The sequence below is a fragment of the Alphaproteobacteria bacterium genome (genome assembly GCA_030680745.1).
Classification (GTDB): domain Bacteria; phylum Pseudomonadota; class Alphaproteobacteria; order JAUXUR01; family JAUXUR01; genus JAUXUR01.
Map to the genome: position 1 here is coordinate 1 of JAUXUR010000013.1, position 16,583 is coordinate 16,583.

The following is a 16,583-nucleotide window of genomic DNA, read 5'->3' on the forward strand; positions in this document are numbered from 1 at the left end:
GAAAGATCTAAATAGGCCTCGACCAATTCTCCTCTATATGCTTCTCTTGTCGGTTGATCATACCAAAGTTCATACATCGCATTAGATTTTGAGATTTTATCTGAATCTTGTTGTGCGCAAACTAAAAGTGCTTTAAATAATGTAAGATGATATTTTTCTTTTGTTTCTTGATCTTTCCAAAGCTGATTGAGAGATTCTTGTGCATAGATTGTGCCTACTGTATTTTCTGCAAGATCTAACGCAAGGGCAACCAATTCATCGGTATATTTTATTTTACATTGCTGATCTTTAAAAAATTTATTAAAAATGGAAATTTTCGTAATTTCACTTTTTGTGTTTTTGGCGTAATAAAAATATAATTGGGTTAATACATCCAAATGTTTTTCTTTTGTTTCTTGATCTTTCCAAAGCACGTCGAGGGCATTAAGATTATAATGGGTAAATTCTATTGCCATCGCAAAAAGAATAAAAACCACTTCATCTTTATTAACATCCTGAGATGTCATTAATTTTTTACACGCTAGGAATCTTTCTTTCTCACTTTTTTGGAAGTTTTTTGCAATAGCTAAAGGATCTTCAATAGATAAAGGAAGATTTACGTTGCTTTGTGATATATTTAACCAGGAAGTGAAAACTGTTTTTAGGCGTCCAAATATTTTTTCAATTAAACCGTTTGATAAAAAATTTAAATGCAATATATCTAATATATTGAAATGAAGTAATTTTGTTACGTGGTCAGACCAAAGTGGCTTAACCGCTTCAGATTTAATACTTTTATCATTTGCGTTTTCCGCAAGATCCAAAAGCACAGATTCATTACGATACGCAACATTATCTTGACTCCATAGCTTGCTGATCGCATTATGTTTAACTTTTTCATTTTGTGTGTTTTGAACAATCGCAAAAAGTTTAGGTATTACTTTATTATAAAATACATCGATGGCTTCTAATTTAATATTTTTATCTTGTGCACATTTAACAAGCGTGGAAATATGGTAAGCTATATCAAGTAAAATCTCTTCTGTTGTATTTTCAGGAAAGTTTAGCAATTCTTTGCAAGCATTAAATTGTTCCCGTTCAGATTTCGACATATCTTTTGCTATCTCTAGAAGTTTTTCTATGGATAAAGAGTCAATTTCAATTATGTTATCGCCACCAACGGCGAATGTATTGAAAATGGGTGACGATATAAGAATTGAAAAAGTTAATATCGTTTTTTTCATCTTTAGATAATCCTTTGTTTTAAATTTTGATTTTTGTTCACTAGTAAAATGAATAAATTTTATAATACAGAATCTGTTTCATTGAAAATACCCGTAAAAAATACTGGGTTTTTGATTTTTTTTAAGGGATAATTTTTTAAGTTTGTTTATTTTTCAATGGGTTGGTAATTTTTCAATCTACTGGACAAAAATAACATTAGGCTCATTTTTGACTGTCCTAATCTCACACCCAGCAACTCATTCCAAAGAAATGAACACAAATTTTTACGAAAAGTCCCTCAAAAGTAAGAACTTTTTTCACCTCTCCCCTTGTGGGAGAGGTCGCGACCAAAGGGAGCGGGTGAGGGGTATTTTCGAGAATAAGTATTAGTTTTGAAATGCTTACATACGGCTCGATGATGTGTTCCTTGTAAACGTTTTAAACACCCCTCACCCGTCGCTACGCGACGACCTCTCCCACAAAGGGGAGAGGTGAAAACAAAACAATTTCATTTTTTGTCCGGTAAATTGATACCATCTCCACGTTAAAAAAGTCTATATTACCTCTTAACCAAGCGTGCACAGAAGAAGCCATCCGTTTTATCTTGGAACGGATCTAATTTCAATAAAGATTCTTCCTCAAGCATAAACTCAGGATGCGATTCTAAAAATTGACTGATTTGATGTTCGTTTTCTTCTTGAAGCAACGAACAAGTTGCATAGACAACAACGCCCTTTGGTTTAATAAGAAGTGCCGCTTTATTCAGCAAACTTGCTTGAATAGTAACCAATTCTTTTAAATCGTCTTCTTTTAAACGCCATTTATGGTCAGGATTGCGACGCCATGTGCCCGTACCTGTACAAGGCGCATCAACAAGCACAATATCAACTTTGCCGCGTTGACGCTTCAACCATTTTTCGCCAGCTGGATCCAAATGTTTAAGCTGAATATTTGAAATACCAGCACGTTTGATGCGTTTATGACCATTTTCAAGTTTACGTGCGTCAATATCTGTTGCAATGATGCGACCTTTATTTTTCATCAATGCCGAAAACGCTAAAGTCTTTCCACAAGCGCCCGCACATAAATCAACAACAAAATCCGTCGTTTTTGGATTAGCAGATAAAGCGACAAGCTGAGATCCCTCATCCTGTATTTCAATCCACCCTTTTTTAAATATTTCTAGTTCTGTAACATTAATTCGTTTCAATAAACGAATACCCCAAGGCGATATTGGCGTTTCAACAGCCTCTATTCCTAAATAATCCAATTCCTTCAGAACAGTTTCACGATCTGCCAAAAGAAGATTGACGCGCAAATCACACGGTGCTTCGACATTAAGGCTTTCAAGAATTTTGCGTGTATCCGCTTTAAAACCACGCTCAAAATAAGGCAAAATCCATTCAGGGCATTCAAGATCATGCGCATGGAATTTTAATGCTTTAACAATCTTTTTTTCGGTCAACGTTAGTTCTGACGCATGATATGGATTATCATTGAAAACAGATTCAAGATCTTCCAAAGAACATTTTTCAACCAATCTTAAATAAGCAAGCGCATAAAGGCGGGATGTCGGCGTTACCTTCATGGTTTCGCTCAAAGCATGGCTAATACGTGCATAATGACGTAAAAAATCATACAACCAAAATGTTAATTGTCTGCGATCTTTTGAACCGAAATAACGACGTTGTTTTAAAAATCCATGCGCAACCCGATCAGCGGGATACTCGAAAGCACAAATTTCTTCCAGTAATTCTATAAAACTTTGAATAATAGAACCGTATTGCATTTTTTATCCTTATAAACTAGCTACCCAGGAGGGTAAAATTTAATATTATTACGCCCCCTACTTCCTACGTCCCGCGGCTCGTCCGCGGGATCCAGAAAGCTTTAGAAAAGACAAGACAAATAATTATCATTTCATTTTTGCACCATGGACCCCGCGGTCAAGCCGCGGGGCGTAGGAGGGGGTAGAAATTATCCTTTGAATCCTAATGCAACCAAATAAATCTCTGACGATTCTTTACGACTTGCAGGTGGTTTTACATGTTTAATTTTGTCGAATCGAGGTTTAAGTTTTTTTAAAATCTCGCCTTCCATGCCGCCTTGAAATAATTTCATGACAAAAGCACCATGGGGAATAAGTACCTCTTGCGCTAAAGCCCAGGCGGCCTCGCACAATCCCATCATCCGAATATGATCTGTTGATTGATGGCCTATGGTTGATGGCGCCATGTCGCTTAATACAACATCTGCCTTACCATTTAACGCTTGGTGAATTGCATCAATTGTTGCTTCTTCATAAAAATCACCTTGTATCAAGGTGACATAAGGCATTGGATTTATTTCAAGTAAATCAATACCTACAAGCTGCGCTTTTGTTTTATCAGGTTTGACACATTCGGATGCAATTTGAAGCCAACCACCAGGAGCCGCACCCAAATCGAGTACATTTTTGCCTGGTTTTAAAAAATGAAATTGATCGTTTAATTCTTTTAATTTAAAAGCAGCACGAGACCTATATCCAATTTTTTGCGCTTTAATAACATATGGATCAGTCAATTGGCGCTGTAACCAACGCGTCGATGATATAGATCTTTGTTTCGAGGATTTAAGTTTCATTATTTATATTAATTTCAAATCTAAGGGATAACTTTAAATTTCATTTTCGAATCAATGCACACACCTCGTTGTTTTCCTGAACGCCTTGAAGCGAAGCTTCGAAGGCAGATTCAGGATCCAGACTAAAATACATGCGCGATAGAGCATGATACTAAAGTTTTTTAAAAGCCTGTCATGATCTTCGATCATGATTATAATCTGGACCCTGAATCCGCATTCGAGCCCTTTGGGCTCTCATTGGTTCAGGGAAACAACTGAGGTATTAACGGGTTTCTATTTAAAACTCTATTTTCAAAAATAGGGTCATGCTCTTCGAGCATGAATTGCTGTCTGGATCCTGGATCTGCGCTCGAAGCAAAGCTTCAGCGCGTCCAGGAAAACAACTATATTAAATGCTCAAATTATGAGACAAAGTCTATGAAATGAGTATTCCAAAAGCTTGACAAATAAGGTCCGGAGGACATTATTGTCGTAGCTGACGAAAACTCATGAGAACCGGCATGGCAATTAAATGCTTTGCACTGACCCATCCAAGAATTTGTCCATAATTTGAGCATTTAAACTATTTCGTGATTTTCGCAAATTCTTCGCTCAAATCAGCATCAGGCTGTGGCATATCGCCCATATCAGCAGCAGCTACTTTTTCTTCAGTTTTTGCTGGCTTCAATTTTTGCGCTTGCACTTTAGCTTCTTCTTCAGTTTTTGCAACGTTTACAAAAACATCTACAGTTACTTCAGGATGCAAGATGACATGTACAGTTGAAATACCCAATGTTTTAATGGGTAATGCAATCAGCACTTGTCCTTTATTAATTGAAAAGCCTGCTTTTGACACAGCTTCTGAAATATCACGTGCTGTAACCGAACCAAATAATTGGCCTGATTCACCCGCTTGACGAATCATCGTGACAATTAATCCTTTGATTTTTGCAGCAACTGATTCAGCTTCAGATTTACGTTTTAAGTTATCAGCAACAATTTGTGCCTTGCGTGACTCGAAAAGCGAAATGTTTTCTTTTGTCGCGCGCAATGCTTTTTGTTGTGGTAGTAAAAAATTACGTGCATAACCAGGGCGGACTTTTACGACGTCCCCAATTTGTCCTAATTTTTCAATGCGTTCAAGCAATACGAGTTCAACCATCATAATCTCCTAAATTCTAAGATTTGTTTTAAGGCGTAAAAATTTTTGGTCACGTAAAAACGCATAAAGACCAACAAAAATAAGACATAAAAGCGGCCAAGCCAATAAAAACGATGCAATATAAAGACCCGAAATCATAAGATTTTTTTGGGCTTTATGATCCACATATCGATGAAAAACACTTAATCCTTTTAGTAAAAAAGGCACCAAAAGAACAAAAAGACAATTAATCGAAAATATTTGCAAGGTTTTTTGACTTAAAAACGACCCCAATAAACTAATAAGCAAAAGATAAAAACAACCATCCCAAAGATTAAGCGACGACATTCTAAGCATTGGTATTTTAAAAGCAGGCACTTTAAGTGTCGCCCCATCAAAAGTAACCAATTCTAGATGTATCTCTTTTTTTGTTTTTCGAAATGCAAGCGATTGCGCTAAAAACACAATACCCACAAAAACAAAAAGCCAAAAACCACTTAATAATCCTGGAATAAATTGAGCCATCATAAACAAAAATTGTTTTTGCTCATCCGCTAGTGAAGCAATTACACCTTTAGCTTCCATTTGACTCAAAAACTCTTCAAAGAACTTTTGATCCGAAAATAACGAAGCTGAAGATGTTTGACCAACAATCAACAATATAAGAGAAAAAACAACCAAAAAGGCTATTAATAGTCCAAAATTATTGTCAGATTGCTTAAAAATCTTATTTTTAAAAAGCACAAAAGAGCTTATCAAGCTCATGCCCAAAACGCCGGTCAAAAAATTAATTAAAATAGGCATAGAGCCAGTTGCTGCAATCCCAATAAAAGCTAAAAGGGATGCCAAGCAAGCGGCTTTAAAACCTAGTCTAAACCCAACGAAAAGGAGAGGCAAAGGGGCAAATTGCATCAGCAACATACCACCGGGTACGCCCATAAAGGCAATTAGGTATAATAAAGCAGACACAAATCCACTCATCCCTATTGCACTCACATAAAGCTTTGATCCCTTTTGTGTTTCGCCTAAAAACAAAGATTTATCCTTATTTCACAACGTAAGGCATTAAAGCTAAAAAACGCGCGCGTTTAACAGCTTGTGCAACATAACGTTGATTTTTAATTGTTACAGCAGAAATTCTGCTTGGAATAATCTTGCCGCGTTCTGTTAAGAAGCGTTGCAATAATTTAATATCCTTGTAATCAATCGCAGGCGCATTTGGTCCTGAAAAAGGACAAGATTTGCGACGTTTGAAAAATGGTTTTGCTCTACCACCTGCACGACCTGCAGCGCCAGCACCAGCGCCAGCCCCACCTGAATTTGAAGTATATTCAGACATATAAATTCTCCTTAATTCGTTTCTTCAACTACATCAGTTTTTGGCTGATCATATTGAGGCCTAGAATGTTTCACATAAGGTCTTCTTGGGCCACGATCATCACGTGATCCACGATCATCCCTAGAGAAAGAGCGTTCTTCTTTAGGCCCTTGACGCATTTGGATGGATAAACCCTCTTCATGGGCTTCAACCGAAAGCGTTAGGAAACGGAGAATATCTTCATTAAGGCGCATTAAGCGTTCCATTTCTTGAACAGCAGCCGACGGTGCATCAATATTCATCAGAACATAATGACCTTTACGGTTTTTCTTAATACGGTATGCGAGGCTTTTAAGACCCCAATATTCTTTTTTAGCAATTGATCCGCCATTTGAAGTGATGATTTCACTAAATTGTTCGGTCAGTGCGTCGACTTGCCCCGTCGTTAAATCTTGACGGGCAATGTATACATTTTCATAGAGACTCATTAGTTACTCCTTTCGAGCCTTGGGCACAGTAAATTGTGTGCTAAGCCATAATTCAAAATAATTATAGCAAGGAGCTATCATAAGATGCGAAACATCGCATCAAAATACATAGGTTCAAATAATTTACAGCATTTCTTGAATTTTTCAATCTTTTTTGTTAGATTTCTTTATTTGGAGTGTAAGGCTTTATACATTACCCTGCCACTTCATAAAAAATTGAGAAATTAAGATTTTTACCTCTCCCCTTGTGGGTGTGGTCGGCGCATTGCGCCGGGTGAGGGGCATGACAAGGAAAATCAAGTGTTAAAAAGATTTCAAAAAGCATTGCGTACAAATCAAACAGATGTTGAACATCAGCTTTGGTATCATCTCAGAAGCCGAAGATTTCAAGGGTGGAAGTTTAGACGTCAACATATACTTCAAGGTTACATTGTTGATTTCATTTGTTTTGAAAGAAAACTAATCATTGAACTTGATGGCGGACAACATGCAGATCAAAAAATATATGATAATCACCGTACGTGCCTTCTTGCAAAGGATGGTTTTAAAGTTATACGTTTTTGGAATAACGACGTGTTAAATAACTTAGAAAACGTATTAGAAACAATTCTAAGCACCCCTCACCCGCCGCTACACGGCGACCTCTCCCACAAGGGGAGAGGTAAAAATCTTAGTTTCTCTACAAATTTTCATGATACATTGCCTTTATAATTATACAACGATTGAGAGTATTTCGTGCCAAGTCAAAACAAAAAGCAAAAAGCAAAAATTAAAAAAAAGATATTAACGCAAGCAAATATGCCTATTTTTAAAAGGCTTCTGAAAGATTACATCAAGCCTTACACAAACTATCTTATTGTTGCTTTTGTATTAATGGCTCTTGTTGCTTTATCGACAGCTTCTATGGCTTATGGCATGAAGCATATTTTGGATGAAATTTTTGGTCAAAAAAATGCAGCAGCACTCCCTATCATTGCAGGTGTTGTTTTTATTATATTTTTTGTCAAAGGCACCTCAACTTACGGTCAAACTGTTGTCATGAATTATGTTGGGCAACGTATTATTGCCGATTTTCAGCGTCAAATGTTTCAACGATTAGTGCATTCTGATCTTACTTTTTTTCACAATAATGCAACGGGCTCTCTTATTTCACGATTTACCAATGATGTCACCTTATTACGTGCGGCTGTTTCGACCGCGATCACGGGCGCTGGACGAGATTTCCTATCCGTTGTCTTCCTTGTTGGCGTTATGTTCCACGAAGATTGGATTTTAGCGTCAATTTCATTTTTTGTATTTCCAATTGCCATCCTCCCCATTGCCCGCTTTGGTAAAAAATTGCGTAAAGTGTCCACCGGTAGTCAAGAAATCGTGGGTAAACTCGCAACGCTTTTGAATCAAGTCTTTCAAGGCATAAGACATGTTAAAGCTTATTCCATGGAAGATTACGAGCAAAAACGCGCCGATGGCATTATCACCGAACTTTATAAATTAAATCATAAAGTTATCCGCGCACGTGCCGCAGCCCACCCCATCATGGAATGTTTAGGCGGCCTTGCCATTGTTGTCGTGATTCTTTATGGCGGCTATGAAATTATTGAAGGCACACGTACACAAGGATCCTTCTTTGCTTTTGTTGCAGCCTTATTGCTCGCCTATGAACCCATGAAAAAATTGGCCAGTTTAAATTCTGACCTTCAAGAAGGCATCGCCGCTGCTGAACGCGTCTTTTCAGTCCTCGACCGCAAATCAGATATCGTGAATATGCCGAACGCAAAATATCTTGAGATAAAACAAGGTACAATCAATTTTGACAATGTTAGCTTTGCCTACAATACACACAAAAATGCTTTGAAAAATCTATCCATCAACCTTAAAGGTGGCAAAATGACAGCCCTTGTGGGTCCTTCAGGGGGTGGTAAATCAACGATTTTAAACTTAATCCCACGTTTCTATGACATTCAAGAAGGCAATATTTCAATTGATGGTCAATTTATTAAAGACGTCACCCTTCATAGTTTGCGCGAAAATATAGCACTCGTCAGTCAAGAGATCAGTTTATTTGATGATACGATTAGAGCAAATATCGCCTATGGACGATTATCAGCAAGTGAAGAGGATATTATTCAAGCCTCAATTGAAGCTGCAGCCCATGAATTTATTGAAAAATTACCGCATGGTTATGACACGATCATTGGCGAACATGGCGTCAAATTATCAGGCGGTCAACGCCAGCGTATTTCAATCGCACGTGCAATGCTTAAAAACGCCCCCATCTTGTTGCTTGATGAAGCAACATCTGCTTTGGACACCGAATCTGAGCGCAAGGTTCAAGAAGCGCTGAACAAGCTTATTGGGGGCAGAACAACCCTTGTCATTGCGCATCGTTTATCCACCATCGTCCAAGCTGATCATATTTACGTGATTGACCAAGGACAGGTTTTAGAAGAAGGCAATCACGCAAGCCTTATTGCACAAAATGGTCTTTACACACGTTTGTCAAATCTTCAATCAACAGAAGAGGAACAACGCAAACTCGTTGCATAACTAACAGCTCACATTATGGTCAAATTCGTCGTCAGCTCTGCGCTTCCAGTACTCATGTACCTTAAGTACATTCCGTGCCGGTTCTCGAGCTTTCTAGACTTTACCACATAATCTGAGCCGTTTTCTCGCATCACACTTTTTAGACTTGCTGAAAAAAGTAAAACAATTTATGACTTTCATATCATACTGTAATGCAATATTGTATTAAACGTCTCTCCCCGACCCCTCACTAGAAAACTCCCAAATTATGAGGAAAAGTCTAGGAAAGACGAGAACTGGAACGGAATGTACTTAAGGTACATGAGTACCGGAAGCGCAGGCTTGACAACGAATTTACCCATAATTTGGGTAGTTTTTATATAAGGGACCACATGTCATTTTTTACTTTTACCATTCATGCGACAGATCCTGTTGTTGCATTTTCAATTGGCCCCATCGATATTCATTGGTATGGGCTTGCTTATCTTGTCTCTTTTTTAGCGGCCTGGTTCTATGCCATCTATCTTGGTAAACTGCCACCACGCAATATACCGAAACTCGTCTTTGATGATCTTCTTTTTTGGATCGTACTTGGCGGCATTATTGGCGGAAGATTAGGCTTTGTCTTCCTATATAATTGGGATTATTACTTACGTAACCCCATTGAAATTCTTTATACCTGGCAAGGCGGCATGTCGATTCATGGCGGCATTTTAGGTGCAATCCTTACAATTTTCTACTACACCTATAGTCGCAAATTATCCTTCTGGGCGATCACAGATTGTCTCGTTCCTGGCCTCCCCATTGGACTTTTCTTGGGCCGTATCGCTAATTTTGCCAATGGTGAACTTTATGGTCGCGTTACTGAATCCCCTTTAGGTGTTGTTTTTGCATCAGGAGGTCCTTACCCACGCCATCCCAGTCAATTGTATGAAGCCTTTTTAGAAGGATTCGTTCTTTTTATCATTCTTTTTGCGGCGAGCAAATGTTCAAAAGCACGCGCACGCATTGGCTTTATTTCAGGGATTTTTGGGATTTTCTATGCATTGTCCCGTATTACTTCTGAATTTTTCCGTGAACCTGATAGCCAAATCGGTTATATTTGGGACCATTTCACGATGGGACAAATTTTAAGTCTGCCATTATTGATTGCTGGTTTATATCTTGTCTTCAGAAAAGCGCGCATAAATGAAACCACTTCTTGATATTTTTGAGGGCAAGAAAAATATTCCTCTAGACGAGTTCATGAGCATTTCTAATGCGCATTATTATAGCACGCGCGATCCTTTTGGTGAAAATGGCGATTTTTATACAAGTCCTGAATTATGCCAAGTTTTTGGTGAAGTGTTAGGATTATGGGCTTATGATTGTTGGATAAAAATGGGGTCGCCCCCTTCTTTTCATTTTATTGAATTAGGACCTGGACGTGGTACTTTTTTACTCGATGTTTGGCGCGCAACCCAAAAATATTGGACAGATATTGATATTGAATTTCATTTATTGGAATCAAGTCCCGTTTTACAACAAATACAAAAAAATAAATTGGCAAATATTTCAAAACCTATTCATTGGCACAACAAAATCGAAAATATGCCTTTTGATAGGCCTTTTATTTTAATTGCTAATGAATTTTTAGATGCCCTCCCCGTGCAGCATTTTAAACATGAAAATGAATTACAAGAAGCGTGGGTAACATATAAAAACAATCAATGGGTTCCTTATTTTAAGCCATCGTCTCAAGATATAAAACTACCCGATACGACTAAAATTTACGAAAAATCCCCTTCTATTTTAAATTTTATGAGCATTATTTATGAAAAATTGAAACAACAACCTAGCGTTGCTTTATTTATAGATTATGGATATGCAGAAAATTTAGGCGGTTCAAGCCTTCAAGCAATACAAAAACATCAATTCGTCGATCCTTTTGCTAATCCCTGCGAAGCTGATATAACAGCTCATGTTGATTTTGGTACCTTAAAAAATTTAGCGCATGATCGTGCATTAAATACTCTAGGCCCCATTCCACAAGCTCCATTTCTAACGTCTTTAGGTTTTCAAGAACGTGTGCATTTTCTAGCATCAAAACTAGACAATCCACATTCTTTTTTACGTGCATCAAGAAGCCTTATTGATCCTCTTGCCATGGGTCAACTTTTCAAAGCCTTTGCCATTACCAATACAGATATTATAATTTCAGGATTTTCAAATGACAAAAATTGAAACTTTTAAACATCCCTTTTTAACACAACCCAATATTCAGCATGGATTTTTTACCCGTAAAGGTGGTATCAGCACAGGGCCTTTTGCAAGCCTTAACATTACCTATTCATCGGGTGATGATCCTATTCATATTGTTGAAAACAGAAAACGAGCGCTTGAACATCTCGGATTAAATCCACAACATCTTATTATTAACAGACAAATTCATTCTAATCGCGCCATTTATGTTCATAAACCCTTTACAAATAGAGATGAAGAAGCTCATGCCGATGGGTTAGTGACGGATCAACCTAATCTTGCTTTGGCTGTTGTAGGCGCTGATTGTCCACCAGTACTTTTTGCAGATCATAAACAGGGTATTATCGGTGCTGCACATGCCGGCTGGAAAGGTGCTTTATCCGGCATATTAGAATCCACAATAGATTTAATGATTGAAAAAGGTGCTAAACTTGAAAATATCAACGCGATTATTGGACCGGCTATTGATCAAGATTCATATGAAATAAGCCTACCTTTCTTTAATGAATTTCATACCATAAATCCAAATTATGATCATTTTTTTAAAAAAGCTGCCAAAGAAAATCATTTTTATTTTAACCTCAAAGGCTTTTGCGCTGAAAGATTAAAGCAAAAGGGATTGCACTATGTTGATATAATGCCTTTTGATACTTATTCAAATCCACTTCATTTTTTCAGCTACCGTAGAACCTGCCATTTAAATGAAACGAAATATGGTAACAATTTGAATATCATCGCTTTAATTAATTAAAAATTTAAACAAGGTTGATTTTTGGACAATTATATTGACCTTTTTATAAAATAAATATATTTTTGACTTAATTTAAAACCAAAGAATATATTTAGGATCATAATATGAAAAAACGAGCATTGTTCATTTTACTTGCTGGGTTGTTAGCACAACCCCTTCATGCAGTAACTCTTTCAAAAAAAAATTCGTTACTTTATAAAGTTCAATTCGATGATGGTATAAATTTTGATATACCACGCATCAAAAGATACATAAATATTTTAGAAAATCCAGAAGGATTAGAAATTTTTAATATAGAAGATGTCATTGTAGTTAAAAGTGACAACGCATCTACAATTCATGGAATTATAAAAAATAAAAATATAACGATCAAGCTCCCCAAAGAATATAGAATTGCCATTAACAACAATTCATTATTTATTTATCCTCAAAGTATAATTAGCAATACAACCAATATTAAAAATAAAAAAGTAAGATTAGCTATAGAATGGATTAACGATAACGATGCCACCAAATTTCAAGAAGGATTAAATCTTTTAACAGAAATATCTCAAGAAGACTCAGATTCTTGGGCAGTACACACAGCTCAAGGTGCATTAGGTCAATTATTGCTTTTTGCGGAAGGCATTACTAAGAACGATCCAAACAGATTAGATAATGCTTATATCCTGCTGACAAAAGCATATGAAAAAACAAAGAATAAACGCATACAACACATCGCTTGCGCTTGCTTAGGTCAACTATATATGATGAACAAAAGTCCTTTAAGCAATGCTCCCAATAAAATAGAAATGGCCTTCAATTATTTTAATGAAGCCATTTCTAAAGAATTTAGCCCCTGGGCAAAACATTTTGCCGAATTTTCTTTAGCTCAAATGTATATGAAAAATCAAATTCCAACAGAGAACTCAACCGAGAAAGAACAAATAATCCGGGATCTTTTAATAAAAGCTTCCCAAAAAACAGATTCTTTAAAAGCACAACATTTTGCAGAACTCGCTTTAGCAAAAATGCTACTTGAAAATAAGAGCAACACGGAAGATGAAGAATCAAAGAATCAAATGATCTTAATGCTTCTCACAAATGCCTCTCAAAAAACAGACTGCTCTGGCGTCACAAAAAAAGCTAAAGAAATGTTGAATAAATTTTTACTTCAAAACCAACAAAATCCTGATGAAAATAATCTAGAAGAAATTCTAGAATCTGGCAATATTTTCTTTAATGCATCACCTGAAATCAATATACAAGAAGTTGACGACAAAATGTTAATCGATGAAGAACCTATGGATATAACAATTAAAGATCGTATGTCTATTAATCGTATTATTTTAATTGAAGACCAATTAAAAATAAAAAATGCCATGTCGATCGAAAATCTATTGAACTAATTTTAAAAAGTATAAGGGAGATTATCTCAATAATTTCCCTCTATATAAATTATTGAATGAAAGTCACTGTCATGCAAAAATCATTATAGACACGTGTAATAACACACCCATTATTTGGATTAATAAATGAAAATTTTATCATTGCTAGTAGCGCTTTATGGGTTTTTTATCCAGGAACTCCATGCAGTTATTATTATTTCAACACATGAAAAAGATCACGAAATTACATTTGAAAATGGAACGCGTTTTAACGTACCAAATGCGTTAAAAATTCAATTAACAGATGACAAAACAGGCATAATAATTTCAGAAGAACAAAATGAATCGTCTGAAAATTTCATTATATTTGATCAAAAAAATGAAGAATTATCGAATCAAAATTACTCAAGTTTAGAATTCACCCATGATTTAGTATTTGAAATACCTTTTAATCTTAAAGTGATTAGCAATGGTAATTTCCTTATTGTTCTTCCAGAAAATAACGACATCGTAAAAGTAAAACATGAATTAGGCAACAGCTTCATTTCAAATGACAATGAATATTTTGAACTATCGCCCGAACTTCAAGAAGATATAACAACATTAATTAACTATTTTGATCATAAAAATAACTTTGTCGAATCATTTAAAAAATTTTTCTCTACCCAACAAATTGAAACTAAAATTCATTACCTTAAAAAATTATATCGATTTTCAACCAATGAAATAGCACAACATATTTCGGGAACTTTTTTGGGACGTATTTATTTATTAGGCTTAGGATCGACTCAAAAAAATCCTGAAAGGGTTACAATAGCATTTAAATTATTGATAAAAGCAGCTGCAAAAGAACATTGCCCTTGGGCAAAAAATATTGCTATAAAAAATTTAACCAAAATGTACCTTTTGGGACTAGGGCCCACCAAAAATAACCCTTTCAGATTTCAAAAAGCTTTCAAACTTTTAATGAATATTACCGATGAACTCATTCCCTGTTCAACAGAAAATCGCTATGAAACACAATTTATTTATTATACTCATCTATACCAGCAAACAAATGATTCAACTATTAAACATGTTTCAGAAGTTCTTTTGGCACGTATGTATCAATTAGGCATTGGACCTACTCAATACATGCCTAATAGAATTCAAATAGCAATTAATCTATTCACAGAAGCAGTTTTAAAAGAATTCAGCCCTTGGGCAAAACATGTTGCTGAAGCAAATTTTGCTCAATTATGTCTTGATTATCTTATCCCCCATGCACCTGATAATTTTCAAATATTGCATAACATGTTAATACAGGCATCAGAAAAAACATTCAGTTTTTCCGCTCAACACACAGCTAAATTACTTTTAAATCGACTATTTCAATTATCTTTACCTTCCATGAAGAGTGAATCTGACAAATTATAATAAGAACCTGTTTTATAGTAATATTAAAATGAAACTCCATAGGGCTTGCTCTGTGGCGTTTCATTAAAACTATAAATTTGAATTTTTTTGTATTTTGTCGTAGACTATTTACAGAGTAAATATTCTATGGAGATATCTATGACTAAATTTATTCAAAAAATTCTGATATTTATAACATTTTTGACTTCAACAAATTCATTATTTGCTCAAAAATGGCCTTATTTCTCAACAGAAGAAATTAAAGGAAATTACATAGAACTCAACAAGTCTTTCAAAAAATCATCAAAAATAAAGGATTCAACATATCAATATTACATTAAACACCCATCAGAATTCCGCAAACCTATTAACAATCATGTTGAAACTAAAAAATCATCTGTTCTACTTATTCCAGATGAAGAAAAATCAACCAAAAAAAAAGTTAAATATTTTATATTCATTAACGACTACATGACCGGCACAACTGACATACACAGAAAAAAAACAAAAAAATAATTCATTATAGACCTTGCATCCCATAATAATTTAGTTATAAATCTATCAAGAACCTCACCCTATTAAGGAGTTATTGATGTCTAAATTTATGCAAAAAATTGTGTTTTTTGTAGCAATACTTACATTTACAAACGCAGTATCGGCCGACAATTGGCCTATTTTCTCTACACACAATATTGACGAAGAACATATAACATTAGATGTTCCTTTCAATGAAGAAGCTGGATACGCAGACGAACATTACGGTTATAATATTGACACTGCATTACCACTATGTGCTCTCATTAACCAATCTATTAACAATGAAGCGATGCTTCTTCTTACTCCTACAATAGAAGAATCAGAAGCAAATGAAATGACCTACAACATTTTCTTCAATGGCACCAATGTTAGTATAATTAACATGACTAGAACTACATTGAACAATGAAGAAATACAAATACGCAAAACAAAACATCAACGCTTCAGAGAAGCCAAACACCAGATTGTAGATAGAAAAATTGGAGATGGTGCCATCAACCTAGTGAATGTAGCCACAGAAGTAATTGTACAAACAGCCGAAAAAGAAGGCAAAAGCTTGGAACGTCGCATAAAACATTGGAAGAAAAAAAAGTAGCTCTAATTTTTCTGTAAAGGGGCATCCGCCCCTTTTTTTAATCAACATTTAATAAACTTCTCATGCGCTTCCGAGCATGTATAGTGAAATAACTCGAAAACACTACAATCCTCTCCTACTTCCCGCGGCTTGACCCATAGGTATCTACACAAATAAGAGGAATTAATGTTTAATATGTGATCTTTAATTTCTTAGGTAATATAAATGGACTTAGAATCTCGACTTGTACGTTGTTATCATCAATTAGTGAAATCACACATGAGTATCAATAACTTATTAACAGCAGGTATAAAGAGTACATTAGAGGGGAATGAAGCGTTTAATCAAACCCAAGCTGCTTGGAGTTTTTTTAATAACGAACGTTGTGAATTAACAGAATTAATAAAGCCTATAAAAGATTCTGCCTTAAATCAATCAGAG

The 16,583-nt window shown here is 35.6% G+C and carries 17 protein-coding genes; 10 read left to right on the plus strand and 7 right to left on the minus strand.

Features of this window, described 5'->3' with window-relative positions:
• From Q8L85_00785 to rpsF, 7 genes are all read right to left on the minus strand, one after another.
• Positions 1 to 1,223: hypothetical protein (locus Q8L85_00785; GenBank protein MDP1723223.1), on the minus strand; the 1,223-nt coding region annotated here is incomplete at its 3' end.
• Positions 1,224 to 1,762: 539 nt separating this feature from the next.
• Complete coding sequence (locus Q8L85_00790; GenBank protein ID MDP1723224.1) at positions 1,763 to 2,992, minus strand: RsmB/NOP family class I SAM-dependent RNA methyltransferase; 1,230 nt, start codon at positions 2,990 to 2,992, stop codon at positions 1,763 to 1,765.
• A 188-nt stretch (positions 2,993 to 3,180) separates the two neighbouring features.
• Complete coding sequence (locus Q8L85_00795; GenBank protein ID MDP1723225.1) at positions 3,181 to 3,825, minus strand: RlmE family RNA methyltransferase; 645 nt, start codon at positions 3,823 to 3,825, stop codon at positions 3,181 to 3,183.
• Positions 3,826 to 4,387: 562 nt separating this feature from the next.
• Positions 4,388 to 4,966, minus strand: coding sequence for a 50S ribosomal protein L9 (gene rplI, locus Q8L85_00800; GenBank protein ID MDP1723226.1), 579 nt, complete (start codon positions 4,964 to 4,966; stop codon positions 4,388 to 4,390).
• 9 nt (positions 4,967 to 4,975) lie between these two features.
• The gene (locus Q8L85_00805) at positions 4,976 to 5,980 is read right to left on the minus strand and encodes a DUF2232 domain-containing protein (GenBank protein ID MDP1723227.1); all 1,005 of its coding nucleotides are present in this window, start codon (positions 5,978 to 5,980) and stop codon (positions 4,976 to 4,978) included.
• A gap of 10 nt (positions 5,981 to 5,990) precedes the next feature.
• A complete protein-coding gene (gene rpsR, locus Q8L85_00810; protein ID MDP1723228.1) occupies positions 5,991 to 6,284 on the minus strand; it encodes a 30S ribosomal protein S18 in 294 nt (97 codons plus the stop codon).
• Positions 6,285 to 6,295: 11 nt separating this feature from the next.
• Entirely contained in the window at positions 6,296 to 6,751 is a 456-nt protein-coding gene (gene rpsF, locus Q8L85_00815) for a 30S ribosomal protein S6 (protein ID MDP1723229.1), read from the minus strand.
• Positions 6,752 to 7,051: 300 nt separating this feature from the next.
• On the opposite strand from rpsF, the gene Q8L85_00820 reads away from it, so the two are divergent.
• From Q8L85_00820 to Q8L85_00865, 10 genes are all read left to right on the plus strand, one after another.
• Entirely contained in the window at positions 7,052 to 7,462 is a 411-nt protein-coding gene (locus Q8L85_00820; protein ID MDP1723230.1) for a DUF559 domain-containing protein, read from the plus strand.
• Positions 7,463 to 7,549: 87 nt separating this feature from the next.
• On the plus strand, positions 7,550 to 9,298 hold the full coding sequence (locus Q8L85_00825) for an ABC transporter ATP-binding protein (GenBank protein MDP1723231.1): 1,749 nt from the start codon (positions 7,550 to 7,552) through the stop codon (positions 9,296 to 9,298).
• A gap of 371 nt (positions 9,299 to 9,669) precedes the next feature.
• Complete coding sequence (gene lgt / locus Q8L85_00830) at positions 9,670 to 10,482, plus strand: prolipoprotein diacylglyceryl transferase (GenBank protein ID MDP1723232.1); 813 nt, start codon at positions 9,670 to 9,672, stop codon at positions 10,480 to 10,482.
• Entirely contained in the window at positions 10,466 to 11,500 is a 1,035-nt protein-coding gene (locus Q8L85_00835; protein MDP1723233.1) for an SAM-dependent methyltransferase, read from the plus strand. Before lgt ends, Q8L85_00835 begins: the two co-directional genes overlap by 17 nt.
• A complete protein-coding gene (gene pgeF / locus Q8L85_00840; GenBank protein MDP1723234.1) occupies positions 11,487 to 12,269 on the plus strand; it encodes a peptidoglycan editing factor PgeF in 783 nt (260 codons plus the stop codon). The genes Q8L85_00835 and pgeF overlap by 14 nt, the downstream gene beginning before the upstream one ends.
• A gap of 104 nt (positions 12,270 to 12,373) precedes the next feature.
• Positions 12,374 to 13,657 (plus strand): hypothetical protein, encoded by a 1,284-nt coding sequence (locus Q8L85_00845; protein ID MDP1723235.1) that lies wholly within the window; start codon positions 12,374 to 12,376, stop codon positions 13,655 to 13,657.
• 126 nt (positions 13,658 to 13,783) lie between these two features.
• Positions 13,784 to 15,052: a hypothetical protein gene (locus Q8L85_00850; GenBank protein MDP1723236.1), complete on the plus strand. Its 1,269-nt coding sequence runs from the start codon at positions 13,784 to 13,786 to the stop codon at positions 15,050 to 15,052.
• A gap of 138 nt (positions 15,053 to 15,190) precedes the next feature.
• Positions 15,191 to 15,547 (plus strand): hypothetical protein, encoded by a 357-nt coding sequence (locus tag Q8L85_00855; GenBank protein MDP1723237.1) that lies wholly within the window; start codon positions 15,191 to 15,193, stop codon positions 15,545 to 15,547.
• A gap of 76 nt (positions 15,548 to 15,623) precedes the next feature.
• Positions 15,624 to 16,163 carry a hypothetical protein gene (locus Q8L85_00860; protein MDP1723238.1) on the plus strand — a complete coding sequence of 180 codons (540 nt, stop codon included), beginning with the start codon at positions 15,624 to 15,626 and terminating at the stop codon, positions 16,161 to 16,163.
• A 204-nt stretch (positions 16,164 to 16,367) separates the two neighbouring features.
• Positions 16,368 to 16,583: transposase (locus tag Q8L85_00865; GenBank protein ID MDP1723239.1), on the plus strand; the 216-nt coding region annotated here is incomplete at its 3' end.

What these genes read in the sequence shown, in the direction of transcription:
- Q8L85_00790 (MDP1723224.1), bottom strand. Translation starts at nt 2,992, where the DNA reads ATGCAATACGGTTCTATTATTCAAAGTTTTATAGAATTACTGGAAGAA.
- Q8L85_00795 (MDP1723225.1), bottom strand. Translation starts at nt 3,825, where the DNA reads ATGAAACTTAAATCCTCGAAACAAAGATCTATATCATCGACGCGTTGG.
- rplI (MDP1723226.1), bottom strand. Translation starts at nt 4,966, where the DNA reads ATGGTTGAACTCGTATTGCTTGAACGCATTGAAAAATTAGGACAAATT.
- rpsR (MDP1723228.1), bottom strand. Translation starts at nt 6,284, where the DNA reads ATGTCTGAATATACTTCAAATTCAGGTGGGGCTGGCGCTGGTGCTGGC.
- rpsF (MDP1723229.1), bottom strand. Translation starts at nt 6,751, where the DNA reads ATGAGTCTCTATGAAAATGTATACATTGCCCGTCAAGATTTAACGACG.
- Q8L85_00825 (MDP1723231.1), top strand. Translation starts at nt 7,550, where the DNA reads ATGCCTATTTTTAAAAGGCTTCTGAAAGATTACATCAAGCCTTACACA.
- lgt (MDP1723232.1), top strand. Translation starts at nt 9,670, where the DNA reads ATGTCATTTTTTACTTTTACCATTCATGCGACAGATCCTGTTGTTGCA.
- Q8L85_00835 (MDP1723233.1), top strand. Translation starts at nt 10,466, where the DNA reads ATGAAACCACTTCTTGATATTTTTGAGGGCAAGAAAAATATTCCTCTA.
- pgeF (MDP1723234.1), top strand. Translation starts at nt 11,487, where the DNA reads ATGACAAAAATTGAAACTTTTAAACATCCCTTTTTAACACAACCCAAT.
- Q8L85_00845 (MDP1723235.1), top strand. Translation starts at nt 12,374, where the DNA reads ATGAAAAAACGAGCATTGTTCATTTTACTTGCTGGGTTGTTAGCACAA.
- Q8L85_00850 (MDP1723236.1), top strand. Translation starts at nt 13,784, where the DNA reads ATGAAAATTTTATCATTGCTAGTAGCGCTTTATGGGTTTTTTATCCAG.
- Q8L85_00855 (MDP1723237.1), top strand. Translation starts at nt 15,191, where the DNA reads ATGACTAAATTTATTCAAAAAATTCTGATATTTATAACATTTTTGACT.
- Q8L85_00860 (MDP1723238.1), top strand. Translation starts at nt 15,624, where the DNA reads ATGTCTAAATTTATGCAAAAAATTGTGTTTTTTGTAGCAATACTTACA.